Source organism: Stenotrophomonas sp. STEN018 (assembly GCF_056760235.1).
This window is the reverse complement of sequence record NZ_JBRREK010000057.1, coordinates 1-25,277: the sequence shown is the minus strand read 5'-3', so window position 1 is coordinate 25,277 and position 25,277 is coordinate 1. Positions and strand designations below refer to the sequence as shown.

The 25,277-nt window shown below is 64.9% G+C and carries 16 protein-coding genes and 1 pseudogene; 10 read left to right on the top strand and 7 right to left on the bottom strand.

Features of this window, described 5'->3' with window-relative positions; translation table 11 throughout:
* Window positions 1–130: 130 nt before the first annotated feature.
* Window positions 131–808 carry a response regulator gene (locus ACVOMB_RS17705; protein WP_481532378.1) on the top strand — a complete coding sequence of 226 codons (678 nt, stop codon included), beginning with the start codon at window positions 131–133 and terminating at the stop codon, window positions 806–808.
* A gap of 141 nt (window positions 809–949) precedes the next feature.
* Here ACVOMB_RS17705 and ACVOMB_RS17700 read toward each other — a convergent pair whose 3' ends face one another.
* The 6 genes from ACVOMB_RS17700 to ACVOMB_RS17675 all read right to left on the bottom strand — a co-directional run bounded on the left by ACVOMB_RS17700 (window position 950) and on the right by ACVOMB_RS17675 (window position 5,275).
* Window positions 950–1,939: an MlaA family lipoprotein gene (locus tag ACVOMB_RS17700; RefSeq protein ID WP_481532377.1), complete on the bottom strand. Its 990-nt coding sequence runs from the start codon at window positions 1,937–1,939 to the stop codon at window positions 950–952.
* 1 nt (window position 1,940) lies between these two features.
* Complete coding sequence (locus ACVOMB_RS17695) at window positions 1,941–2,270, bottom strand: STAS domain-containing protein (protein ID WP_481532376.1); 330 nt, start codon at window positions 2,268–2,270, stop codon at window positions 1,941–1,943.
* On the bottom strand, window positions 2,239–2,910 hold the full coding sequence (locus ACVOMB_RS17690) for an MlaC/ttg2D family ABC transporter substrate-binding protein (protein ID WP_481532375.1): 672 nt from the start codon (window positions 2,908–2,910) through the stop codon (window positions 2,239–2,241). Before ACVOMB_RS17690 ends, ACVOMB_RS17695 begins: the two co-directional genes overlap by 32 nt.
* Entirely contained in the window at window positions 2,907–3,431 is a 525-nt protein-coding gene (gene mlaD, locus ACVOMB_RS17685) for an outer membrane lipid asymmetry maintenance protein MlaD (protein ID WP_481532374.1), read from the bottom strand. Before mlaD ends, ACVOMB_RS17690 begins: the two co-directional genes overlap by 4 nt.
* A 109-nt stretch (window positions 3,432–3,540) precedes the next feature.
* Window positions 3,541–4,290, bottom strand: coding sequence for an MlaE family lipid ABC transporter permease subunit (locus tag ACVOMB_RS17680; protein WP_057629957.1), 750 nt, complete (start codon window positions 4,288–4,290; stop codon window positions 3,541–3,543).
* 187 nt (window positions 4,291–4,477) lie between these two features.
* Complete coding sequence (locus ACVOMB_RS17675; protein WP_481532373.1) at window positions 4,478–5,275, bottom strand: ABC transporter ATP-binding protein; 798 nt, start codon at window positions 5,273–5,275, stop codon at window positions 4,478–4,480.
* A gap of 225 nt (window positions 5,276–5,500) precedes the next feature.
* On the opposite strand from ACVOMB_RS17675, the gene recC reads away from it, so the two are divergent.
* The 9 genes and pseudogenes from recC to ACVOMB_RS17630 all read left to right on the top strand — a co-directional run bounded on the left by recC (window position 5,501) and on the right by ACVOMB_RS17630 (window position 22,388).
* Entirely contained in the window at window positions 5,501–8,863 is a 3,363-nt protein-coding gene (gene recC, locus ACVOMB_RS17670; protein WP_481532372.1) for an exodeoxyribonuclease V subunit gamma, read from the top strand.
* The gene (recB, locus tag ACVOMB_RS17665) at window positions 8,860–12,486 is read left to right on the top strand and encodes an exodeoxyribonuclease V subunit beta (protein WP_481532371.1); all 3,627 of its coding nucleotides are present in this window, start codon (window positions 8,860–8,862) and stop codon (window positions 12,484–12,486) included. Before recC ends, recB begins: the two co-directional genes overlap by 4 nt.
* A complete protein-coding gene (recD, locus tag ACVOMB_RS17660) occupies window positions 12,483–14,507 on the top strand; it encodes an exodeoxyribonuclease V subunit alpha (RefSeq protein ID WP_481532370.1) in 2,025 nt (674 codons plus the stop codon). Before recB ends, recD begins: the two co-directional genes overlap by 4 nt.
* Before the next feature lie 97 nt (window positions 14,508–14,604).
* Complete coding sequence (locus ACVOMB_RS17655; protein ID WP_481532369.1) at window positions 14,605–15,147, top strand: DUF3828 domain-containing protein; 543 nt, start codon at window positions 14,605–14,607, stop codon at window positions 15,145–15,147.
* Window positions 15,148–15,301: 154 nt separating this feature from the next.
* On the top strand, window positions 15,302–15,901 hold the full coding sequence (folE, locus tag ACVOMB_RS17650) for a GTP cyclohydrolase I FolE (protein WP_303748099.1): 600 nt from the start codon (window positions 15,302–15,304) through the stop codon (window positions 15,899–15,901).
* Window positions 15,902–15,923: 22 nt separating this feature from the next.
* On the top strand, window positions 15,924–17,393 hold the full coding sequence (locus tag ACVOMB_RS17645) for a DUF3375 domain-containing protein (protein WP_481515433.1): 1,470 nt from the start codon (window positions 15,924–15,926) through the stop codon (window positions 17,391–17,393).
* Window positions 17,380–18,096, top strand: a complete 717-nt coding sequence (locus tag ACVOMB_RS17640; RefSeq protein WP_481532368.1) for a DUF4194 domain-containing protein — start codon at window positions 17,380–17,382, stop codon at window positions 18,094–18,096. The genes ACVOMB_RS17645 and ACVOMB_RS17640 overlap by 14 nt, the downstream gene beginning before the upstream one ends.
* Before the next feature lie 157 nt (window positions 18,097–18,253).
* Window positions 18,254–21,610 (top strand): annotated as a pseudogene (locus ACVOMB_RS17635) (ATP-binding protein); the annotation flags it as partial.
* 400 nt (window positions 21,611–22,010) lie between these two features.
* Complete coding sequence (locus ACVOMB_RS17630) at window positions 22,011–22,388, top strand: MAPEG family protein (protein WP_481532367.1); 378 nt, start codon at window positions 22,011–22,013, stop codon at window positions 22,386–22,388.
* 198 nt (window positions 22,389–22,586) lie between these two features.
* On the opposite strand, the gene ACVOMB_RS17625 is transcribed toward ACVOMB_RS17630, so the two are convergent.
* Window positions 22,587–25,277: TonB-dependent receptor domain-containing protein (locus ACVOMB_RS17625; protein WP_481532366.1), on the bottom strand; the 2,691-nt coding region annotated here is incomplete at its 5' end.

Genomic DNA, 25,277 nt, shown 5'->3' with positions numbered 1-25,277 from the left:
CTGTGCGAAGTTAGGCATGAAAGTTACCGATTTGATGCAGGCTGCCGACTGCGCTAGTTCAATCGCTGCATAACAAAGGGTATGAGCTGATTGTTCAGACCTTCCTTAGTGGTCACTTGGGTCATTGATTATGGCGATAGATGATTTCACCAAATTGCTCAGCGTGTTTGCTACGTTACTTTCAGGAATGGCGTGGCCCTTGTTGATTCTTTTTATCGTTCTTCGCTTTAGGGCGGCTATTCGAGTATTTCTTGAGAATCTAAGTGAGCTCTCATTCAAAGGGGGAGGAGTCGAGGCATCGCTAAAAAGAAGGCAGCTCGAGGCGGCAACTCTTTTGGCGGCTGCCGGAGCAGCGACTAGTAAAGATGAAACAACTGCAACACAGGCTGCTTTGGATGCAACAAATGTGGTTTCAGACGTTCTAACCAGCAAAGCTGCGCGTAAAGCTAGCGGAGCCAAAATACTTTGGGTAGACGATGAGCCAACAAACAATGAAGCTGAGAGGGACTCATTCGAATCGCTCGGAATAAGAATCTCCTTAGCAACTTCAACGGAGCAAGCACTTTCTGCATTGCAAAGAAAGGAGTTTGATCTGGTTATTTCGGATATGGGACGCCCACCGGACATGAGGGCAGGCTACACGCTTCTTTCTGAAATAAGGATGCGAGGCTTTGATGTGCCGTTCCTCATATACGCTGCAGGAGGGCATCAGCAGAGGCACAAGGATGAGGCGCTAGTTCGTGGTGCCATTGGCTCGACGAGTCGCGCAGCAGAGCTGTTTGGAATGGTTTTGAAGGCGCTAGGCTAAGTAAAATGTACTTGACGGGTTCTTAAGTAGCTTAGGATGCAATTTGTGTATCCAATAAGATGCAAAAATGATATTTGCTTGCAGAGAATTAGAAAAAAGCCCGGGTTTCCCCGGGCTTTTTTCATCCAGCGGCGAGCAGAATCAGTCGCCCCAGTTCGGCATCGGCATTGCGTCAACCGGGATCGTCATCTGGTCGTCATCGTCGTGCTTGCGGTCGCGGCGCAGATCTTTCTCGATCTGGTAATTGCGGCGCTGCAGCCAGGCATCGCGGGTCAATGCGTATTCGTCCACCGCGGTGTCACGCAGCGAATCCACTGCCATCAGCTGTGCACGCATATCCACCAGCTGCAGACCCTGCAGACCAATGCGAACCTTGTCCATCTCGATCTGCCGCATCGGCGACAGCGGAATATCACCAGCCAGGCCGAACACATCACGCACGGTACGCGGGCCGAAGAACGGCAGCTCCACGTAACGCGAACGACGCCAGCCCCACGCGCCCAAGGTCTGACCGAAGTCTTCGCTGCGCTTGGGCACCATCGCCTTGCTGGCCGGATCGAACAGACCACCGATACCGAAGGTGGAGTTCATCAAAAACCGGCCCAGCGTGTCCCAGGCATCGTCGGCATGGCCTTGCAGCAGCTGGTTGACCACGGTCAGCGGTGAACGCAGGTTGCTGAAGAAGTTGCTGACACCGGTACGTGCGAACTGCGGCACCACATTGACGTAGGCCGTGGCCAACGGACGTGCGACGGCGCGGTCCACCGCATTGTTGAAGCTGTGCACGCCGCGGTTGTACTTCTCCCACGGGTCGTAGGTCACGCTTGCGGCGGCCCCAGCAGTCTCACCTTCAGCGCTCGGCGCCGGGCCACCATACAGCGCAGCGAAGTCGTCTTCGGCACCAGTCGGGACCGTGCCATCGCTGGCTGCTGCAGTGTTCTGCGCGCTGTCGGCGGTAGCTGTGCTCGCAGTGTCCTGCACTGGCACAGCAGCGGCTGTGTCGACGGTTTGTTCAGCGGCCTGCGGTGCAACCACGGTGGAAGCCGGCAGCGCATCGCGCGCAGGCTTGCCAGCACAGGCGGCAAGTGTCGCCACACTGAGCAGGAGGAGGAGGGTGCGGAAAAGTTTCATGTCAGCTTCCTGCTGATGAGGTGTTGAAATCGAGGGACGCTGACAGCCGGTAGGCTGCGCACAGTTCGTCCAGACCGGCCGGGCTGCCGCTGACGTTGCCGCCACCGTGCGCCCGCAGACGTGCGGCCAGTTCACCCAGCAACGCCAAGCCGGCGCTGTCGATGCCATCAACCGCAGCCAGGTCGAGCTGACGCACAGGCGCAAGCGCCCGCGTCAGCTGCGGCCACAGCGCAACCACCGCCTCGCGGTTGATCACGCCTGCCAGCAGCAGGGTGTCGCCCTCGGTGCGGAAGGTGGCGTTACTTGCCACGGGGAGCGGCCGGACCCGCATTGGCCTGCATGCTGCCGCTGCGCAGTTCGGTGGCGACCTGCTTGATCGACTTCTGCCGCAGCGGGGCGTCGAACTGGTTCTTGAAGGTCTGCACGTAGGAGATGCCTTCGATCATGACGTCGAAGATCTTCCACTGGCCATCCACATTGCGCATCAGGTATTCGACCGGGGTCGGCTCGCTGCCGGCGCGGACCAGCTCGGTGGAGACCTTGACGCCGCGGTTGCCCGGCAGCGGCTGCTCGCTCTTGTAGCGGAAGCTGGGCTTGCCCTGGATATCGAGCAGGGCCGAGCCGTAACGCGACATCAGGTTGTCGGCCATGGCATCGGCGAACAGCTTCACGTCGGCATCGGCGGCGCCGCGGCCATGCACGCCCAGCACCAGGCGGGCCGCGTAGTCGCGGTCGAAGGCGCGGCTCAGCTCGCCATCGATATAGCTGCGCAGGGTTGCCGGGTTGGCGCGGAACTCAGCGCGGCGGGTCTGCAGGGCGTTGATGATGCGGGTGCTGGAATCCAGCACGGTGCGTGCGGCAGCCGAAGGCTGTGCGGCGGTGGCAGCCGGGCGCGTCTGTGCCAGCGTGACCGACGGTGCAGCGGCCAGCAGGACTGAGGCGAGCACGATGGTGAGCAGTTTCACTTTCATGGTTGCGGTTCCGTAGCGGGCGCGTCTGCGCCGTGGGTTTCATTGGCAGCCGCGCCGGTGTTGCCGCCGCCGCTGAACATGTACTTGCCAACCAGCTGCAGCAGATCCACCGCCGGCTGGGTGAAGACGATTTCGTCACCGGACTTCAATACGTCCGGATCGCCGCCGGGCTGCAGTCCGATATAGCTTTCGCCCAACAGACCGCTGGTATAGATACCGGCGGAGGTGTCGGCGGGCAGGTCCTTGAACTTGCTGTCCAGCGACAAGGTCACGATGGAATCGTATTTAATCGGGTCCAGCTGAATGTCAGCTACTTGGCCGATCGTCACACCGCCAACCTTCACTGGTGCCTGCTTGCGCAACTGTCCGATCTGGCTGAAACGGGCCTTCAGTTCATAGCCGCCACCGCCGGTGCCGAAGCGCTGGTTGGTGGAGGCGACGGCCAGCACCAGCAGCGAGGCCAGGGCCAGCAGCAGGAAGGCGCCGACGGAAAATTCGAGTCTGGGTCCACGGATGGCCATGTTGTGTCTTACTCCTGATCCATCTGGTGCTTCGCACAGCGAAGCGGGTTGTTCGGTTGTTTGTTTGATCCCCGCACACGCATGTGCGGGCTTCTGCGAGGGACTCGCATCACTGGAACAGCAGCGCCGACAGCACGAAGTTGAACATCAGCACCAGCAACGAGGCGTTCACCACCGCGCGGGTGGTGGCCACCGAGGTGCCTTCGATGGTCGGCTCGGCGTGGAAGCCGACATAGGCCGCAACCAGTGCAGCGGTACCACCGAAGATCGCCGACTTGAGCAGGGCCACGGCAAAGTCGTCCCAGAAATCGACGCTGCCGCGCAGCCCCGACCAGAACGTGCCGTTGTCCTGGCCCAGGATGTGCACCGCTTCGAAGTAACCACCGGCAATGGCCAGCGAGCAGAAGATGCCGGTCAGCAGCGGCACGGTCAGCACCGCCGCCCAGAAGCGCGGCGCAACGGCCTTGGCGATCGGGTCGATGGCCATCAGCTCCAGCGCCTTGATCTGGTCGGTGGCCCGCATCAGGCCGAGCTCGGCGGCGATCGAGCTGCCGGCGCGGCCGATGAACAGCAGCGCGGTCAGCACCGGCGCCAGTTCGCGGTACAGCGACAGACCGAGCAGGGTGGACAACGCATCGGAGGCACCAAAGGTGGTCAGCGTGCGGTAGCCCTGCAGGGTCAGCACCAGACCGACGAAGGCGCCGCCAACGGCGATGATCGGCAGCGAACGCGCGCCGATCTTGTAGATCTCGCGGGTCAGCTCGGCCAGGAAGTCACGCGTCGGCAGCGAGCCACGCAGCACGGTCAGCGAGAACAGCCCGGCACGGCCCAGCGAGCGGATGGAGGAGGTGAAAGGCATCAGGAAGCTGCTCCCAGAGCGCGACGGCTGCAGGGCTGTTCTCCCTTCTCCCGCAAGCGGGGGAAGGTGCCCGAAGGGCGGATGAGGGAAGCTTTTGCTCCACGTGCTTTAAAAGCACCCTCACCCCAGCCCTCTCCCGCCATGCGGGAGAGGGGGCAGGAATCACGCATTTCGCGTAGCGTCAGCATCACGCGTTCTCCAGCCCGTAATTACGCGTCGGTGCATCGAACGGAATCGGGCCGTCCGGTTCGCCGTGCAGGAATTGCCGCACCAGTGGGTCGGTGCTGGCCTGCAGCTCGTCCGGTGTGCCGGAGAACACGATGCCGCCATTGGCGATCACCACTGCCTGATCGCTGATCGGCAGGGTCTCGTGGACATGGTGGCTGACGATGATGCTGGTCAGGCCGAGGCTGTCGTTCAAGCGCTGGATCAGGCTCATGATCACGCCCGAGGCGATCGGGTCCAGCCCGGTCAGCGGCTCGTCGTAGATCATCAACGGCGGGTCCAAGGCCAAGGCGCGGGCCAAGGCAACGCGCCGCGCCATGCCGCCGGACAACTCGCGCGGCCAGGCATCGGCAGCGGCCAGCAGACCAACCGCATGCAGCTTCATCTGCACCAGGCGCTGCAGCACCGGCTCCGGCAGTTTGGTATGTGCACGCAACGGCAGCGCGACGTTGTCGGCCACGCTCAGGTCGGTCAGCAGACCGTTGCCCTGCAGCAGCACGCCGACGTTCTTGCGCATCTCCAGCAGATCACGGTTACCGTGCGGGATATCCCGACCAAACAGCTGCACAGTGCCGGATACAGGCCGCAACTCACCGGTCAGCGCCGCCAACATCGTCGACTTGCCACTGCCCGAAGGGCCGAGCACAGCGGTGATGCTGCCACGCGGTACCTGCAGCGAAACGTCGCGCAGGATGGTGCGTCCGCCGCGATCGATTCGCACGTTGGACAACTGCACCAAGGGAGTCCGGGCTGAGGGCATGACGGCCTTTAACGGAAAACCAACGTTCTAGGATTGCCAGCGGCGCCTGAACATAAGCGTACTGGACCGTGCAGTATTGTCTCATTGTCAGCGCTCAGCGCCATGCACAGCTTGGGGCTTTGTCAGCAACACAGTGTGCAGGGGATGGGAGAGTCAGCCGCTCTGGACTGTGCGCAATGCATTCATGTCTCGCCCCCTGCGATGCTGCTGCGGCAAGATGGCGCGATGAGCAATGCCCCCGATTTTCGCCTGTACCACTCCAATGCCCTGGATGTGCTGGCCCAGCTGTTGGCCCATGCGCTGCGCGAGCCGGCGCCCGGCCAGCCCTTGCTGGCTGCCGACATCGTCCTGATCCCGCAGGTGGCGATGCGCCGTTGGCTGCAGTCCACGCTGGCCGCCGAATATGGCGTGTCGGCCAACCTGGAATTTTTGACGCCTGGCGAGTTCGTCGCCAAGGCATTGAAAGCCAATGTGCCGGGCGAGCGTGATGACCTCGGTGCGACCGGGCTGCACTGGCGTTTGTATGGGGCGTTGACCGACAGCAGCTTGATGCAGAAACCGGCGATGGGCGGGCTGCGTGCCTACCTGGACCGCAATGATCCGCTGCGCCCGTGGGCGCTGGCGGCCGAGCTGGGCGGGGTGTTCGAGAAGTACCAGGCCTGGCGCCGCGACTGGCTGCTGCGCTGGGAGGACGGCGCCGAGCCGGACGACCCGCAGGCCATCCTGTGGCGGCATATCGCTGGTGGCCAGAACTACCGCGCACGTCGCATCAACGACTATCTGGCCCGCTTTGAAGGTGAGCACCAGCCCTTGCCGCAGGGGCTGCCGCAGCGCCTGTTCGCCTTTGCCACGCTCAACGTCTCACCGGACGTGCTGCGGGTGATCGCCACCCAGGCGCGGGTCGGTACGCTGCACTTCTATATGCCGACGCCAACGCGTTCTTATTGGGGTGACCTGCAGACGCTGAAAGAAAAGCTGCGCAGCGGCCTCGCCGAGCCGTTCGGTATCGAGGCCGGCGAAAACCCGCTGCTGCAGGCCTGGGGCGAAGCCGGCCGTGACTTCATGGCGGTGCTGGGCGACTACGAAGTGGTGCACCCCAGCGGCGAAATCGCCGCCTACGTCGACCCGGAGAGCATTCCCGTCCCCGGTTTGGATGACGGCGGGCTCGGAGATAGCCTGTTGCACCGCCTGCAGGCCGACCTGTTCCACCGCCGCGCGCTGCCCTCGCCGCCGTTGCGCGCCGCGCTGCGGGTGGACGACCCCAGCATCCAGATCCACGCCTGCCACACCCGTCTGCGCGAGATGCAGGTGTTGCACGACCAGCTGCGTGCGCTGCTGGAAGACCCGCGTTTTGACCCGCCGCTGCAGCCACGCGAGATCGCGGTGCTGGCGCCGGATATCGACCCTTACGTGCCCTACCTGGAATCGGTATTCGGCGGCCGTGGCGGCAACGATGCGCATATTCCGTGGGCGTTGGCCGATGCCAGCCCGCTGCAGGGCGAGCCGCTGGCCGAGGTGTTCGTGCAGCTGCTGGGCCTGCCGGTGTCGCGCTTCGGCCTCAATGAAATCCTCGACCTGCTGTCCAGCGCGCCGTTGGCGTCCGCCTCCGGTCTGGACGCGGCTGCATTCGAACGCCTGCATGGCTGGCTGCAGGCAGCCGGCGCGCGCTGGGGCCTGGATGCTGGCCATCGCAAGCAGCATCAGGCGCCGGCCGACGATGCCTACACCTGGCAGTTCGCGTTGGACCGGCTGCTGCTCGGCCACGCCAGCGGCAGTGATGAAGACATCGCTGGCGTCGCGCCGTGGCCGGAACTGGAAGGCGGTGCTTTGGCGGCGCTGGATGCGTTGATTCGCTTGCTGCGTGTATTGGCCCGCCACCAGAAGACCTTGGCTGAAGCACTGACTCCCAACCAATGGCGCGAGCGCCTGCTCGGTCTGTTGCTGGCGCTGTTGCCGGAAACGCCGACCGAACCGTCCGCTGTGCGCGCGCTGGACCGCCTGCGCAAGCTGGTCAACGAATTCGCCGAGGAAGCCAACAGCGCCGGTTTCAACGCACCGGTACCGGCCGAAGTCGTGCGCGCGCATTTCGCCTCGGTGCTGTCCGAAGCTGATACCCGCGCGCCGTTGCTGACCGGCGGTATCAGCTTCGGCCGCATGGTGCCGATGCGTCTGCTGCCGTTTCGGGTGATCTGCGTGCTGGGCTTGAACGACGGTGATTTCCCGCGCCGCGACCCGGCAGCTGGCTTGAGCCGGCTTACCGCCGAGCTGGGCACCGAGCGCCGTCGCTACGGTGACCGCTCGCTGCGCGAGGACGACCGCTTCCTGTTCCTGCAGCTGTTCGCGTCCGCGCAGGACGTGTTCTACCTGAGCTATCTCGGCGCCGATGCCCGCGACGGCAGTGTGCGCGAGCCTTCGGTGCTGGTCAGCGAACTGGTCAATGCGGCATCGGCGTATCACCTGGAAAGTGCCGCCGCGCGCAAACAGCTGGTGGTGCGGCATCCGCTGCAGCCGTTCGCCACGGCGGCATTTGGCGGCGATGGCGAACCGCGTCGCTTCAGCTACCGGCGCCAGTGGCATCCGGCCGCCAGCGCGGTCGGCGGCAGCCGGCAACGCTTGGCGCCGTGGTTCGACGGCCCACTGAATGCACCGCTGCCCACCGTGCTCAATGACGACAGTCTGTCGTTGGATGCCTTGCGGCGCTTCATCAGTGACCCGGCCGGGCAGTTCCTCAGTCAGCGCCTGGGACTACGATTGGCCGGTGAAATCGATGACAGTGAAGACATCGAGCCGCTGCTGGTACCCGGTGGCGGCCGCCTGCATTCCTCCTTGCAGCAACACGTGCTCGCCGCCCTGCTGCAGGGCCGCGAAGCCGGCCTGTACCAGCGCCTGCGTGCCCGCGCTTTGTTGCCTTCCGGTGCCCTTGGGCGGCAGCAGTTCGAACGCATGCTCAGCCGCATCCGGCCCTGCGCGGAAACGTTCTCGCAGTGGTACGACGGCCAGCCGCTGGACTCACAGCGCTACGAAGTTGAGCTCGATGGCGTGCGTCTGCACGGGCGTGTCGAGCAAATTCATCCACAGGGCCTGATCCGCCTGCAGGCGGGCTCGCCAGGGGGGGCCTATGTGCTGCGCGGTGGCCTGGATTGGCTGCTGGTGAACGCTGCCGGTGTGCCGTCATCGATGCTGCAGTTCCATGACAACGGGCAGGCTGGCTATGGCCCGCATCGGCTTCCAGAGCTGTCTGCAGAGGCTGCGCAGGAAGCTTTGAAAGCCTTGCTGCGTCTACGTTCCGAAGGAATGCAGGCGCCGCTGCTGTTCGCTCCCTACACCGGTTGGGAGATCTACAACGCCGACGATGACAAGCGTGAAAACGCGGCGCAGGCGCGCTGGTTCGGCAGCGAACACAGCTGGGGCGAGCGCAACGGCGAAGCCCTGCAATTGGCCTTGCGCGGCACCGATCCGTTCGCTTCGCCAGGCACTACTCACAGATTTATCCACAACGCCTTGTTGATATTTACCGCGCTACGCGAGGGCCGAGTTTTGCCCGATTTCGACGCTGAAACCGATGCCGCGAACGGAGCCGGCGCATGAGCACCGAAGCGCTGCAGCAGGACCCGTATCTGCACTTGCCGCTGGATGGTCTGCGCCTGATCGAGGCCAGCGCCGGCACCGGCAAGACGTTCACCCTGGCCACGCTGTTCACCCGTCTGGTGGTGGAACAAGGCCTGCGCATGGGCCAGATTCTTGCGGTGACCTTTACCGACGCGGCTACCCAGGAGCTGCGCAAGCGCATCCGCGAGCGCCTGGAACTGGCTGCGCGGGTGGTCGACAGCACCCCGGACGACAGTGACAGCCCGGAAACCACGCTGACCCGCGCCATCCTGCAACGTCATCTGCAGCAGGGCAGCGAGAGTGCCGCGCAACTGGGCCGGCGCCTGCGCATCGCCGCTGAAGAAACCGATCTGGCCTCGATCTTCACCATCCACGGCTTCTGTACCCGGGTATTGGGCGAATACGCTCTGGAAAGCGGCCACACCTTCGCCGCCCCCGAGCTGTTGGCCAATACCCGCGAACTGCACGCCGAACTGGCTGCCGACCTGTGGCGCCTGCATGCAGGACAGGGCGAGCATCTGGAAGCGCTGCTCGGCCTGTGGAAAAGTCCGGATGCACTGGCCCGGGATCTGCCCGCATTGGCGGCCGAGCTGCCGCTTTATCCACAGCCACCGCAGACCCTGATCGAAGACACCCGCCCGTTCCGCGACGGCGCAGCGCAGCGTCTGGCCGCCGGCATCGCCGAGCACGGCGAAACCTACCTGCAACAACTGCGAGGCGCGCTGGAAGGCGGCATCCTCAACAAGGCCAGCTACAAGCCCGATTGGATCGAGCCGCTGTTCCAGCAACTGCTGCAGTGGAGCCGTCACCCTGATCCGACCGCCGAACTGGACGAACGTCTGGAGCGGCTGACCTTGGACGCGCTCACTGCCAAGACCAACAAGGCCAAGGCCGGCAGCACCCCGCAATCGCCGCTGCAGCCGCTGATCGCCGATTACTTGCTCGCCCTGGCACAGGTGACGCAGTGGCAGCGGCAGCAGTCGATCGTGCTGCTGCACCAGCTGCGCAGCGAAGTCCGCCAGCGGCTGGCCCAGCTCAAGCAGTTGCGCCGCCAGCAGACCTACGACGACCTGATCGACAACGTCGCCAATGCCTTGCACGGCCCGCACGGCGCGCATCTGGCCGAACGCCTGCGCGCGCAATATCGTTTTGCCCTGGTCGACGAATTTCAGGACACCGACCCGCGCCAGTGGGACATCTTCCGCCGCGTATTCGCAGCCGATGAGGGTGATGCCGCGCTGTTCCTGATCGGTGACCCCAAGCAGGCCATCTACGGCTTCCGTGGCGGCGACGTGCATACCTATTTGCAGGCCAAAGCACTGGCCGAAGCCGCGCCGGCGCTGGATCGCAACTTCCGCTCACGCCCGGGCGTGCTGCGCGCGATCCAGGCCTTGTACGACAACGCCGGCCCCGAAGCCTTCCTCGACGAGCGCATCCAGTTCGAGCCGGTACTGCCGGGCAGCAAGCGCGGCGACGCCGACTATCTGTTGGACGGCAAACCCGCGCCGGCATTGACCTTGCAGCTGATCGCAGGCGATGCCGACGGCAAACCGTTGAAGGCCGATGCCTCGCGCGACGCCGCCACCGCGGCCTGCGTGGCGGATATCCACAGGGTGCTCAGTGCCGCCCGCGAAGAGCGTGCATTGGTCGATGGCAAGCCGGTGCAGCCGGGTGATATCGCCGTGCTGGTGCGCTCGCATAAGGAAGCTTCACGCGTGCAGCAGGCCTTGGCCGCGCTCGGCATCCCAGCGGTAGCTGCAGGCAAGCAGAGTCTGTTCGCCAGCGCCGAGGCGCACGAACTGCGCCTGCTGTTGCTGGCCCTGCTGCAGCCGGCCGACGAAGGCCGCCTGCGCGCTGCGCTGGCTACCGTGCTGCTGGGCGAAAGCGCAGCCGCCATCGCCGCGATGGAACACGAAGGCGAACAACAGCGCCTGCATCAGGAACGTCTGCTGCAATGGCGTGAGCGTTGGCAGCGCGGTGGCATGCTCGCCCTGCTGTCGGACCTGTGCGCCGAACAGGCCGAACGTCTACTGCTGCTGATCGACGGTGAGCGCCGCCTGACCAACTACCTGCAGCTGGCCGAAGCCCTGCAGGAAGCCAGCAACCGCAGCATCGGCCTGCACGGCCTGCTCGATTGGCTGCAGGCACAGATCGCGCATGCCGATGAAGGCGACGAAGCGCAGCTGCTGCGGCTGGAATCCGACGCCCGCCGCGTGCAGATCATCACCCTGCACAAGAGCAAGGGCCTGGAATACCCGCTGGTCTATCTGCCCTTTGTCGGCATCGCCACCAATGCGCCGGACAGCAGCAACCACCGCACCGTGCATGACGGCGAACAGCGCGTATTGCACTGGAAGATCGACAAGGAAGATCCCGACTGGAAGGCCGTCGGCCAGCAGGTCAACGCCGATGAGGAGGCCGAAACCGCGCGTCTGCTCTACGTCGGCCTGACCCGCGCCGAGCATGCCTTGTGGATAAGTGGCGGTGCCTTGACTGGCTTGGCGACCTCGCGGCTCGGGCCGATGCTGCAGGGCTTGCCCGAGCACGCCGACATCCAGGTGATCGAAGACGACAGCGGCCCAGCGCCGGCGCGCCTGCCGCCCGAACGCGAGCAGGCTCTGCCGCCGGTACGCGAGGTGCGCCGCAGCGTGCCGCACGACTGGTGGGTCTACAGCTTCACCCAGCTCGCCCATGCCGAAGGCGGCCACGACACCGCGGCCGCTGCTACCGAAGACAGCGGCGGTGCCGCCGACGAACCGGCGCAGGTCGACGTCGATGCCGAGCCGGCCAATGAAGCCGCCAGCGCACAGCCGGAAGTGTTTGATCCGCGTTTTGCCGGCAGCCGTTTCGGCAACGTGCTGCATGCCGCATTGGAGAATGTCGACTTCGGCGTCTGGCGCGATTGGCAGCCCACCGAACCGGCACCGGAAGGGCAGGGCGGGATCATCGCCAAGGCCATGCGTGCGGATGGCTATATCGATGAAGAGATCGAAGACGGTGTGGCGCTTCTGACCGAACTGATCGGCCAGACCCTGACCGTCACCTTGCCCGAAGGCGGCGCCCTGCATTCGCTGGACGAAGGCGATCGCCGCGCCGAAATCGAGTTCCACTTCGCCATGCAGCCGACCACGGTGCCGGCACTGCTGCGCGCGCTGCATGCCCACGGGGTTGTACGCGGTCGCAACGGCTTCGGCCTGCGCCGCCAGCTGGAAGGGCTGATGACCGGCAAGATCGACCTTACCTACGTCCGCGACGGGCGTTGGTATGTGCTCGATTACAAGTCCAATCGTTTGCCGGACTACGCCCCGGCGCAACTGGACGCGGCCATGCGGCACAGCGAGTACGACCTGCAGGCGCTGATCTACACCGTGGCCCTGCACCGCTGGTTGCGTTTCCGCATCGGTGCCGGTTACGACTATGCGCGTGACTTCGGTGGCATCCGCTATCTGTTCTGTCGTGGGCTGGATGCAATGCGGCCGCAGTCGCCGGGCCTGTATGCGCACAACTTCGCGCCAGAGCTGGTGCACGCGGTGGACGAATTGTTTGCCGGTGGCCGCGAAGGTCACGCGGCGTTGTTGGCACGACTGGGAGGCGAGGCATGAGCCTGCTGGCCGCATTGAACAAAGCCGGCGCCCTGCGCGCGCTGGATCATGCCTTGGCGCAAAGCCTGCGCCGCCTGGATGCGGAAACGCCGGATGCGGTGCTGGCTGCAGCGGCGCTGGCCTCGCTGGCGGTATCGCAGGGCCACGCCGGCTTTGATCCGACCCAACCGCAACGTTTGGTGGATGCCGGTGTGGAATGGCCGGCTGCCGAAGCGTGGACTGCCCAGCTGGAGGCATCGAAGTGGATATCCACAGCTGTGGATAACAGCGTGGAGTCGCAGCAGGCACCCTTGGTATGGGAGAACGGGCTGCTGTATCTGCGTCGTTACCGCGAGTACGAACGCCGCTTGGCGGCGGGGTTGCAGCGGATCGGGCAGGCGCCGGTTGCTGATGGTGATGTGGCTGGGTTGGCGCAAGTGTTTGCACGCTTGTTCCCAGGGCAGGCGGTGCCTGCAATCCAGCAGGCTGATCTGTTCGGCGCACCCTCACCCCAGCCCTCTCCCGGTGGGAGAGGGGGCAAGAAGCGTGCAGCGCTGCAAGACTCGCAGACGGCCGAGCAGCTGGACCTCTCCCTTCTCCCGCCTGCGGGAGAAGGTGGCCGAAGGGCGGATGAGGGGAAGCTTTTAGACCACCAGGCAAGAGCAGCAGCCACCGCCCTGCGCCACAACCTGCTGCTGGTCACCGGCGGCCCCGGCACCGGCAAGACCACCACCATCACCCGCCTGCTGGTGCTGCTGGCCGCACAGGCACAGGCCACAAGCCAACCAGCACCACGCGTCGCCCTGGCCGCGCCAACCGGCCGCGCCGCCGAGCGCATGGCCGAAAGCCTGCGCCACGCCCTGCAGAAGCTCTCGGCGCAAGGCATCGACAGCGCCCTGTGCGAACAACTGCCAACCACCGGCACCACCTTGCACCGCCTGCTCGGCGTGATCCCCGATTCACCGCGCTTCCGCCACCACGCCGACAACCCGTTGCCTTATGACGTCATCGTGGTCGACGAGGCCTCGATGATCGACCTGCCGCTGATGACCAAGCTGGTCGAGGCCATCGCTCCCGGCACCCGCCTGGTGCTGCTCGGTGATCCCGATCAGCTGCCGTCGGTGGAAGCCGGCGACGTGCTCAGCGCCATCCTCCGCGCCGCCGGCGATGGCCAACGCACCACTGCAACGGATGCAGACGCACTGCGCCCGCTGCTGGGCGACTTGCCAGTCGATGCGATCGAAACCAAGCCCGCCGACTTCGCCGGCGCGCGCGTGCAGCTGCAGCGCGGCTACCGGCAGAGCGAAGCCCTGCAGCTCGCACCGCTGGCCGCTGCCATGCGCGACGGCGATGCTATTCAGGCGTTGCAACTGCTACGCGACGGGCAGCTGGCCGGCGTGCACTTCCACGAAGGCGATATCGATCCGCTGCAGGCCTGGCGTGAGCCGCTGCAGCAGTACTGGCAGGCACTGGCCGACGCGGCCACGCCCGCCGATGCTCTGGCGCTTGCGGGCCGCATGCGCCTGCTCACCGCCGTACGCGAAGGCCCGCAGGGCGCACGCGGACTCAACGCCCGCATCGAAGACCTGCTGGCCGGCACCCGTGGCCGCGCGCTGGGCCCGGGCTGGTTCCACGGTCGCCTGCTGATCATTGGCGAGAACAGCTACCGCCATCGTCTGTTCAACGGCGACGTCGGCATCTGCCTGCGTGATGGCGACGGCCGCAGCGTCAGCGCCTGGTTCCCCGGCGACGACCCGGCCAAGCCGCGTGCCTTCCACCCGGCGGCCCTACCGCTGCACGAAAGCGCATTCGCGATGACCGTGCACAAGGCGCAGGGCTCGGAGTTCGATCAGGTCTGGCTGCAGCTGCCACGCCGCGACAACCGCGTGCTCAGCCGCGAGCTGCTCTACACCGGCATCACCCGCGCCCGTAACGGCCTGCATCTGGCCGGTAGCGCCGAGGTGATCGAAGCGTCGCTGGCCCGCCACGCCAGCCGCTGGTCCGGCTTGGCGCAGCGCCTGTCTCCCTCCCTTTCGCCGTAGGCGAAGGGGAGGGTTGGGGAGGGGTGCTTCAAAGCCTTTGCTTTCCCCAACAGTCCCGCCTAAAAAGACCCGATCACAGAACACCGCAAGGACGCCCATGAAAACCCTGGTAACCACTGCACTGCTGCTCCTGGCCCTGACCGGCTGCAACAAGGACGCCCCCACCCCCGCCAAGCCGGAGCCAGCAACGGCAACGACCAGCACCGCCCAGGACATCAGCAACGCCCGCAGCTTCCTCAGCCACATCTACGCCGGCTACCACCCCGACGCCGGGCTGGACGCCATCCTGCCCGACGAAGAGGTCTACACGCCGGCCCTGATCGCCGCGATGCAGGCCAATAGCGACGCGTACGCCGGCGAAGTAGGCTATCTGGACGGAGATCCGCTCTGTGACTGCCAGGACACCGCGCAGGACCTGCGCCAGCTCAGCTTCGATATCCAGCCACTGGCCGACGGCCAGCTGCGTGCCAGCACCCAGCTCGACGACCCCCAGCACCCTTTGCAGCTGCAGTTGACCCTGCAGCGCCAGGGCGGCAGTTGGCGCGTTGCCGATATCGCCAACCCGCGTGCGCCCAGTCTGTTGCAGGCGCTGGAGCGCGATACCGTGGCGGCCAAGCAGGCCGCAGGGCAGGCACATTGAACCGGCGGATCGGCCGGTTTTGAAAAATCCCATATAAAACAATGAAATAGATTTTGCGCGCCCGGCTCGGCGGGGCCGGTCAAGGTGCCGTAAATGCTCCTTCTCACCCCCGGCTGGTAGCATGTCTACCCCGTAATCCAAGCGCAGTTCTGTAATGGCCGATCCCAAGAACCCGTCCGTCACCCAAGCCCAGGCCGAAGACGCCGTGCGCACCCTGCTGCGCTGGGCCGGTGAAGATCCCTCCCGCGAAGGCCTGCTCGACACCCCGCGGCGGGTAGCCGAGGCCTATGGCGATTGGTTCAAGGGCTATAACGACGACCCGCGCGAGTATCTGGCCCGTACCTTCGAGGAAGTGGCCGGCTACGACGAAATGATCGTGCTGCGCGACATCGAGTACGAAAGCCACTGCGAGCACCACATGGCGCCGATCATCGGCCGTGTGCACGTCGGCTACATCCCCAACGGCCGCGTGGTTGGCATCTCCAAGCTGGCTCGTGTGGTCGAGGCCTATGCGCGTCGCTTCCAGGTGCAGGAAAAGATGACCGCACAGATCGCCGACGTCATCCAGGACGTACTGCAGCCGATGGGCGTGGGCATCGTGGTGGAAGGCGCACACGAGTGCATGACCACCCGCGGCATCCACAAGCGTGGCGTCAGCATGGTCACCTCGCGCATGCGCGGCACCTTCCATGACGACGCGCGTACCCGCGCCGAGTTCCTGCGTTTCATCGAAGTCGGCCACGCCCGACGCTGAGCCCAGGGATCGCACGCGCTCGATGAAGTACCGCCAACGTATCGCCGGCTACCAGCGTCTGCGCGAGCAGCCGCTATGGAAACTGCTGGCCTCTGACCGTGCGCCGGTGCTGGTCGGCCTGTTGCAGGGCCTGCTGCTGGAAGCGGACCGCCGCATTCCCGGCTCCATCCTCGCCGAGCGCCTGCAGCAGCAGCTGGACACGCTCAATGGCGAGGAGCTCGAGGTCGAGTTGCCGCGCACCGCGCCGGCCTACATCGCCTACTGGCTGGCCCAGGGCTGGCTGGTACGGCGCCTGCCTGAAGGCGCGAGCGAAGAGGAATACGAGCTGTCGCGGCACGCCGTGCAGGCCATCCGCTTCATTGCCGGTATCGAGCACAACGCCAGCCTGGCCACCGAAAGCCGCTTGGCGATGGTGATGCAGCAGATCTCGCAGCTGGCGCAGCAGACCGAGGCCGATCCGGAAGCACGCTTGGCCGCATTGAAGGCCGAGCGCGACCGCATCGATGCCGAGATCGCCCAGGTGTCCACCGGCAAGGTCAGCGCGCTGGATGGCAAGCGCGCGCTGGAACGCACCCGTGACGTGATCCGCCTGGCCGATGATCTGGCCGAGGACTTCCGCCGCGTGCGCGATGACTTCGAGCAGCTCAACCGCCGCTTCCGTGAACGCATCATCGACGACGAAGGCGCGCGTGGCGACGTGCTCGACCGCCTGTTCAATGGCGTCGATGTGATTGGCGAATCCGATGCCGGGCGCAGCTTCCAGGCCTTCTGGGACTTGCTCAATGATCCGCGCCGCAGCGGTGAACTCGACGCCGCGCTGGACACCGTGCTCAACCGTGGCTTCACCCGCAAGCTGGACCGCAACGAGCGCAACTTCCTGCGCAACTTCACCAGCACCTTGCTGGAGCGCGGCGGTCAGGTGCACGAGGTGATGCAGCATTTCGCCCGCAGCCTGCGTGGCTTCGTGCAGAGCCGCGGCTATCTGGAACAGCGCCGGCTCAACCAGCTGCTCAAGCAGGCGCAGGGCCAGGCCCTGCAGCTGCGCGAAGAAGTGCGGCCGACCGCGCCTACCGGCTTCGTGCTGCCGCTGTCCTCGGCGCGCGTGCGCTCGATCGGCCAGTGGCGCCTGCACGACCCGCGCACGCATCAGGTCGACACCTCCATCTATTACGCCGAAGCCGCCGAGATCACCCTCGACAGCGTCGGCGATCTGGTCGCGCAGTCGGAAATCGATGTGCGCACCTTGAAAGACAATCTCTTCATGCTGCTGGGTTCACGCCCGCGCCTGAGCATCTCGCAGGTATTGCGCGAGCGGCCGGCGCGGCAGGGCCTGGGCAGCGTGATCGGCTATCTCTCCATCGGCACCCGCCATGGCAAGGTGATGACCGACCAACTCGAAACCGTGGAATGGACCGGTGGTGACGGCGTGGTGCGACGCGCCCGCGTGCCGCTGATCTGGTTCCTCAAGGAAAGACGCGATGAACTGGTCTGAGACCGAAACCGATAGCGAAGCCATCAGCGCGCCCGTCGCGCCGGCACCCACCTTGAGCGGCGGGGCATTGTTCGTCGGCGACAGCGGCCGCTTGCCGGTCGATGCACGCCGCGCGCTGTGCCTGCTGCTGGCCGGCCCCAGCGTCGACGCCCAGCGCCAGCCAGCGCAATGGTCTGCACTGCTGCGCAACGAAGACGAAGTGCGCAGCCTGCTGTGCGAGCTGTTCCTGGAACTGGTGCTGGACCGTGACGGCGGCGTCGCTTTCACCCGCCAGGCCGATACCGCCGAACTGGATTCGCCCAACCTGCTGCGCGCCGCGCCGCTGACCTTCATAGAGTCGGTGCTGCTGCTGTTCCTGCGCCAGCAGCTGGCCGAAGCCGATACCCGCGGCGAACGTGCGGTGGTGGCCGAGTTCCAGCTGGTGGAAGCGATGAGCATCTACCAGAAGAACGTCTCCACTGATCAGGCCGGTTACGGCAAGCGGGTTGCAGCCGCCATCGCCAAGATGCGCGAGAACCAGCTGCTGTCCAAGCTGCGTGGCAGCGAGGACCGTTACGAAGTATCGCCAGCGCTGAAGCTGCTGTTCTCGGCCGAGGACGTGCAGGTGCTGGTCGAGGCTTACCGCCAGTTGCGCGACGGCGATGCTGTCGACGATGCGGTCGCCGACGACGAAGAAAACACCAGCGGCACCACCGCCGAATGATGCCTGGCACCCACGCCACGCTGACCAGAATGACCACCGCCGCGCGCCGCGTGGCGGCTGAAGGATGAGCCGTATGGAAACCACGTCCCACACCTTGCTTCCCAACGCCGCGTTGTTCAACGACCCGGCCAGCGATGCGCGCGCGAACCAGTTCCGCATGCGCCGTCTGCAGGTGCTCAACTGGGGTACGTTCTCCGGCCTGACCGAAGTGCCGATCGCCGAACGTGGCTTCCTGTTCGTCGGCCGCTCCGGCTCGGGCAAGTCAACTTTGCTTGATGGCATGAGCGCGCTGCTGACGCCGCCGAGCATCGTCGACTTCAACGCCGCCGCACGCGAAGCCGAACGCTCTGGTCGCGACCGCTCGCTGGTGTCGTATGTGCGCGGCGCCTGGGCCGACCAGCAGGACAGCGAGTCCGGCGAAATCGCCACCCAGTACCTGCGCAAGGGCGCCACTTGGAGCGCATTGGCGCTGGAATACCACACCGCCCGCGGCGACGCGGTGTCGATCGTGCGGCTGTTCTGGATCGCCGGTGCCGGCACCTCGGCCAATGATGTGCGCAAGCACTACATGGTGATCCCGCGTCGCTTCGACCTGGCCAAAGAGATGGAAGGCTTCGACCTGGACCTGCGCAAGCTGCGCGGTCGCCTGGGCGAAGACGTCGGTCACTTCGACAGCTTCACCGGTTACGCCGAGCGCTTCCGTCATCTGCTGGGCATCGGCAACGACATGGCGTTGCGTCTGCTGCACAAGACCCAGTCGGCCAAAAACCTTGGTGACCTCAACGGTTTCCTGCGTGGCTTCATGCTGGAAGAGCCGCGTACCTTCGAAGCCGCCGACCGTCTGGTCGATGACTTCGCCGAACTCGATGGCGCCCACCACGCCGTGGTTACCGCGCGCCGTCAGGTTGAAACGCTGACCCCGGCGCGTGATTTCCACCAGGACCTGATGACGCTGCGCAAAGGCGTGGCAACGCTGCGCGACCTGCAGATCGGCATCGACGGCTTCCGCGAGGAAAAGCGTCTGGAGCTGGTCAACGAGCGCCTGAAAGAAGTGGAAATGCTCGACCGCGGCCTGATGGGCGAGGAAGGGCAGCGCCGGCAATCGCTGGACAACCACGAACAGAAGCTGGTCGAGCTGGAACGCCAGCAGCGCGAGCAGGGCGGCGAGCGCGTCGACGAACTGGAACGCGAGCGCACCCGCGTCGAGCGCGAAGTCGAAGAACGCAGCCGTCGCCGCAAGCAGTTGGAGGGCGCCTGCCGCCAGCTCGGCATGGCCCTGGCCGAAACCGCCAGCGGCTTCTCCGAACAGGTGGAGCAGGCACGTGCATTGATCGACGGCACCAAGTCCGGCGCTGGCACCGTGGACGACGCCATCGCCGAGCGCATGGCCGAGCGCCGCGATGACGAAAAGCGTTTCGCCGCACTGCGGGTGGAGCTGGAATCGCTGAAGGCCACGCCGAGCTCGATCCCGGCACCGCTGCAGCAGCTGCGCGCACGTTTATGCGATGACACCGGCCTGTCCGAGTCCGCGCTGCCGTTCGTCGGCGAGCTGATCCAGGTGCGCGAAGACCAGATCGGCTGGCGCGGTGCGATCGAGCGCGTGTTGCATGGTTTCGCGCAATCGCTGCTGGTCGACGAGAAGAATCACCAGCAGGTCGCCGAATGGGCCAACCGTACCCATCTGGGCACCAAGCTGGTCTACTTCCGCATCCGTGACAATGAGCTGCTGCATGCACGCGAGCCGGAGAAGCGTTCGCTGATCCACAAGCTGCAGCTGCGCGACCATCCGTACGGCGACTGGGTCTATAACGAACTGCAGCGCCGCTTTGATTACACCTGCGTGGAAAACGCAGGCCAGTTGCGCAGCGAAGACCGTGCGCTGACCCGCGAAGGCCAGATCAAGCATCCCGGCGACCGCTACGAAAAGGATGACCGCCACGCGGTCAACGATCGCAAGCGCTGGATGTTGGGCCATGACAACCGCGACAAGCGTCGCGTGTTCGAGCGTGAAGGCCAGGAGCTTGCGCAGCGCATCGCACGCAGCGAGGCTGATGTGGCGATGCTGCGCAAGCAGCGCGAGAGTGGGCAGGAAAAGCAGTTGGCAGCGCATTCGTTGATCGAGCGCGACTGGGATGAAATCGATGTCGGCCCGCGCCTGCAGCGCCTGAGTGATATCGACGAACAGCTGGTTGACCTGCGCGAAGGCGACACCGCCTTGGCGCGAATCGGTCAGCAGATCGAATTGACCCGCGGCCTGCGTGACCAGGGCAAGCGCACCTATGAAGACGTGCGGCTTGAGCGTGGCCAGTTCTCGCGCGAGCGTGCACGCCTGGAGCAGCTGCGTGACAACGGCCAGGCGCGCGTCGCCAGTGCACCGCTGACCGAGTTGCAGCGCGAAGGTCTTGAAGAGCGTTTGAACATCCTGCCGGGCTTGAACCTGGAAAGCCTGGAAAGCCACTTCCGCGTGGTCGAACGTGGGCTGGCCGAAGAGCTCGGCAGCAGCCAGGGCCGCGATGCCAAGTTGACCCAGCATCTGCTCGATTGCTTCCGCAAATACACCCAGCAGTGGCCGGAAGACTCCGGTGACTTCACCGTGTCGCTGACCAGCGCCGACGATTTCCTTGCGCGTTTGACCCGACTGGAAAGTGACGGCTTGCCGCGCCACGAAGGTCGCTTCTTCGAATTGCTGCAGACCCAGAGCAAGAACAACCTGCTGGCCCTGCAACGCCACACTGCTGAAGCGCACAAGGCGATCAAGCAGCGCATGGACGAGGTCAACGCCTCGCTGGAGCAGGTGGCGTTCAACCGCGGCACCGTGCTGGCCATCGACGTACACGACCGGCGCCTGCCGGAAGTGCAGGACTTCCAGCTGCAGCTGCGTGCGGTGTTGACCCACCAGCAGACCGAAGACCGCTCGCTGGCCGAGTCGCAGTTCAACGTGCTGCGCGAGCTGGTGCGCCGTCTCGGCGCGCAGGAACCGGAGCTGCGTCGCTGGCGTGAGCAGGTGCTCGACGTGCGTCTGCATGTGGAGTTCATCGGCGTCGAGTTGGATTCAGAGACCCGCGAGCAGGTCGAAATCTATCGCAGCGGCGCCGGCAAGTCCGGTGGCCAGCGGCAGAAGTTGGCCACCACCTGTTTGGCTGCTGCGTTGCGCTACCAGCTGGGCGGCGAAGATGGCGAACTGCCGCGCTACGCTGCAGTGGTATTGGACGAAGCCTTCGACAAGGCCGATAACGAATTCACCGCGCTGGCGATGAACATCTTCGAGAACTTCGGTTTCCAGATGGTGGTGGCCACCCCGCTGAAGTCGGTGATGACGCTGGAGCCGTTCATCGGCGGCGCCTGCTTCGTCGAGATCAGTGGCCGCCACGATTCGGGCGTGCTGCTGATCGAGTACGACGACGAAGGCAATCGCTTGAAGCTGCCGGCGCGCGCACGTGGTGCGATGGCGCAGGCCAGTGCGGAAGATGCAGTGGATGTGCCGGTTGCTGTTGAAGCAGCGGCTGCGTCCAGTGAGGCTGTTGAAGTTGAGCCGGTTGCTGAAGCTGTGGTGGAAGTGGAAGTGGAAGTGGAAGTGGAAGTGGAAGTGGAAGTGGAAGCCAAGCCTGCGGTGAAGAAAGCTGCGAAGAAGGCTTCACCGAAGAAGAATATTCCGGCCTGAGTGTCAGGACAGGGAGGCTGTCCCTATTGCCAGGCAGCTAGGCTTTTTCTTCTCCCGCTTGCGGGGGAAGGTGCCCGAAGGGCGGATGGGGGGAGCTTTTGATTCTGCTTTAGCTGTTGCATCGAGCCAAAGCCAAAGCACCCCTCCCCAACCCTCCCCTTGGCCTTCGGCCAAAGGGAGGGAGCAGAGCCAAGCCATCGCTCAGCTTGTTACCCTCGACCTACTTCAAGACACGCGTTCAGCGGAGATCAGCATGCATTACGTAGAAATCGTCACCGCCCTGGTGGTGCTGCAATACCTGTACTTCATTGTCTTGGTTGGCCGCGCACGTGGCCGCTACGGCATCAAAGCACCCGCCGTTACCGGCCACGAAGGCTTCGAGCGCGCGTACCGCGTGCAGATGAACACCTTGGAGCTGATGGTCGCGCTGCTGCCGTCCATGCTGATCGCCGCACGCTTCTGGCCAGCCGAATGGGTGGCAGGTATCGGCGCGGTGTATCTGATTGGCCGCTTCATCTACTGGCGCGCCTATGTCGGCAACCCGTCCAGCCGCGGCCTGGGTTTCGGTCTGTCGATGCTGCCGGTGCTGGTACTGTTGTTGATGGCACTGGCCGGCGCGTTCCTGCGCTGAGAGCTCGCAGCTTTTCCCATGCCTTTGTGGGAGCGGTGTAAACCGCGAAGCTCATAGCCTCGCAGCTGCAGCTTGATCTGCAGTTGCAATCTTCATACGGCTTCAGGCATCGCCAGCTTCACGGCTTACGCCGTTCCCACAAAAACAAAGCGGCAGTAAACCAAGGGAGCCTCGCGGCTCCCTTGGTCATCATCCAACTCAGAAATCCATGCTGAGCTTGGCGTAGGTGTAGCGGCCGGGCAGGTCGTAGGTTCCCGGGTCATAGCCATTGAGCGTGCAGCTCAGGCAGATCGGCGGGTTCTTGTCGAACACGTTGTTGACGCCAACGCTGACCTTCACGCCCTTCATCCACGCATCGGTGCGCCAGCTGATCTGTGCGTCGTGATAAGTCGTCGCGCCCAGCCAATGCTGATCGGCAACGCTGTCGGTGCAGATCGCAAAGCCATTGGCACCGGCGCAGCTTTCGCGCAGACGGTCGATGTAACGCATCGTCCAGTTCACGTTCCAGTTGCGGAAGTCCCAGTTGGTGCTCAGGGTTGAGCTCCACTCGGGAATGGAGCTGTCATTGACTTCGATACCCGGGCCCTTCGGCTCCGGCTGGCCGGACTCGTTGACCAGCTCATAGCGGGATACCCAGGTCGCCTTCCAATCGAAACCGAGCTGACCCCAGCCGGTTTCCGGCAACAGCCAATGTGCGTTGAAGTCCCAGCCGCTGGTGTTGATGGTGCCGAGGTTGGCGAGGATGTCCTCGAAGCGGACGATCTGGCCACGATCGTTGCGGGTATAGCTGGCACAGGCAACGGCATCGCGGCTGTCGATGCAGCGGTCCATGATGGCCTGCGCATCCGGCGCCTGGATCGCCTTGTCGATGGTGTGGCGGTAGAAGGTGATACCCAGGTCCAGTTTGCTGGCCCAGCTGCTGTCTTCGGCCCAGCTCGGGCTCCACACCGCGCCAGCCATGAACGAGCGGCTCTCTTCCGGCTGCAGGTCGCGGTTGCCGGAGGTCACCACCGAGATCTGCGGGTTGGCCTGCTCGTAGCCCGGCGGTACGCCATCGGCAACGCACTTGGGTGTGGTCGATGCGGCGTTGTTGCAGGGGTCGACGATGGTGGCATCGAAGCGGCTCAGCGTGCCGTACAACTCGCCGATTGACGGCGCACGGAAGCCCTGTGCGAACGACATGCGCAGCAATAGTTCATCGGCTGGCTGCCAGCGCAGGCCGATCTTGCCGGTGTTGGTACCGCCGAAGGTGGAGTAGTCCGAATAGCGGCCGGCAATGCTCAGGTCCAGGCTCTTGCCCCAGAAACCTCCGCGCGCCAGCGGCACGTCGAACTCGACGTAGGCTTCCTTCACCGAGTAACTGCCGATGGTCACGCCCGACGGCACGCCGTTGTACTCACCGGCGATGGTGATCGGGTCGGGATGGTACTCGCCCTTGTAGCGGCGCCATTCGGCACCGGCGGCGAAGGACACCGGCCCGGCCCAGATGTCGAACAATTCGCCGGTGATGTTGGCCGAGCCCAGCGACAGCGTGTTCTTGCTGCGGTCACGCACGATCGGCGAGATCCACGCCAGCATCTGCGGGGTGATGGTGCCGGGGCCGCCAAACAGGTTCAGTGGCACGCAACCGGCGATTGCCGCACAGGCTGCCGGATCGCCCAGCGCCTGGTTGATGTGCTTGATGTTGTAGCTGCCGGTATTGGTCTGGGTCGCCTTGCTTTCACTGGACATCACATTGACGTCCCAGTTCCAGGTGCGTTGGTTGACCTCGAACACGCCATCCAGCCCGCCGGCGGCGTACCAGGTTTTCACGTCCTGCTCGTAGCGGCGCGGCCCACCTTCTACCGGTCGTCGGCCGAGCAGGAACAGGTTGGGATTGGCGCCCATCGTGGTCAGGTCGAAACCGAACGGGTTGTACGGATTGTTGGCCGAGATGACCAGCTTGGTTTCGGCCCAGTCGTTGTACACACCGGCATCGGTGCCGAGGAAGATCGGCTCCGGCGCGGCCTGGTTGGCCGACTCGCGTTCACTGTACAGGCCGCGGAACCAGCCGCTGACATTCGGGGTGAACTCGAAGCGCACCTGGCCGAACACCGATTTACGCTCGTTTGGGGTCAGCAGCAGGTTGTAGGGCGCGAAGTTGAAGCGGTTGGCAGTACCAAAGCGGATGAAGTCACCGGGGAAAGCGGACCCACCGGCGAAGCTGGCGCCATTGGGCAAGGTGATGTTGCACGTCGCCGAACCGGGGATGGGATTGCCGGCTGCGTCCTGGCCGAGCGGACACAGGCCGCCATAGGTGTTGTTGCCATCCGGCGGCGCAAACACCGTGCGGCCACCGGGGGTGGCCGAGCTGCCGTTGGACAGGCCGGTGCCGGGGACCGGCTCGCGCGCCCACAGGTATTCGGACGAACTGATCTCCTTCTGCTTGAACCACGACGCACCGACAATCCACTGCGCACGATCGCTGCTGCCACCAAAGCTCAGGTCCACGCTGCTGGTGCCGCCGCCCTTGAGGTTGTAGTCGCCGTACTGCACGTCGACATGGCCGCCCTCGGCGCCCTTCCTGGTGATGATGTTGACCACGCCGGCAATTGCATCGGAACCGTAGATCGAGGACGCGCCGTCTTCCAGCACTTCGATGCGATCCACGATCGCCAGCGGAATGGTGTTCAAGTCCACCGACGAACCCACGCCCGAGCCGGAGGATTCATTGACCCAACGGATGCCGTCCACCAGCACCAGGACGCGCTTGGCCCCGAGATGACGCAGGTCTACCGTCGCGGGGGGGGGGGGGGCCCCCCCCCCCCCCGCGGGGGGGGCCGGCGTGGGGGGGGGGGTGGGGGGGGGGGGGGGGGGGGGGGCGGGGGGGGGGGGGGGGGGGGGGGGGGG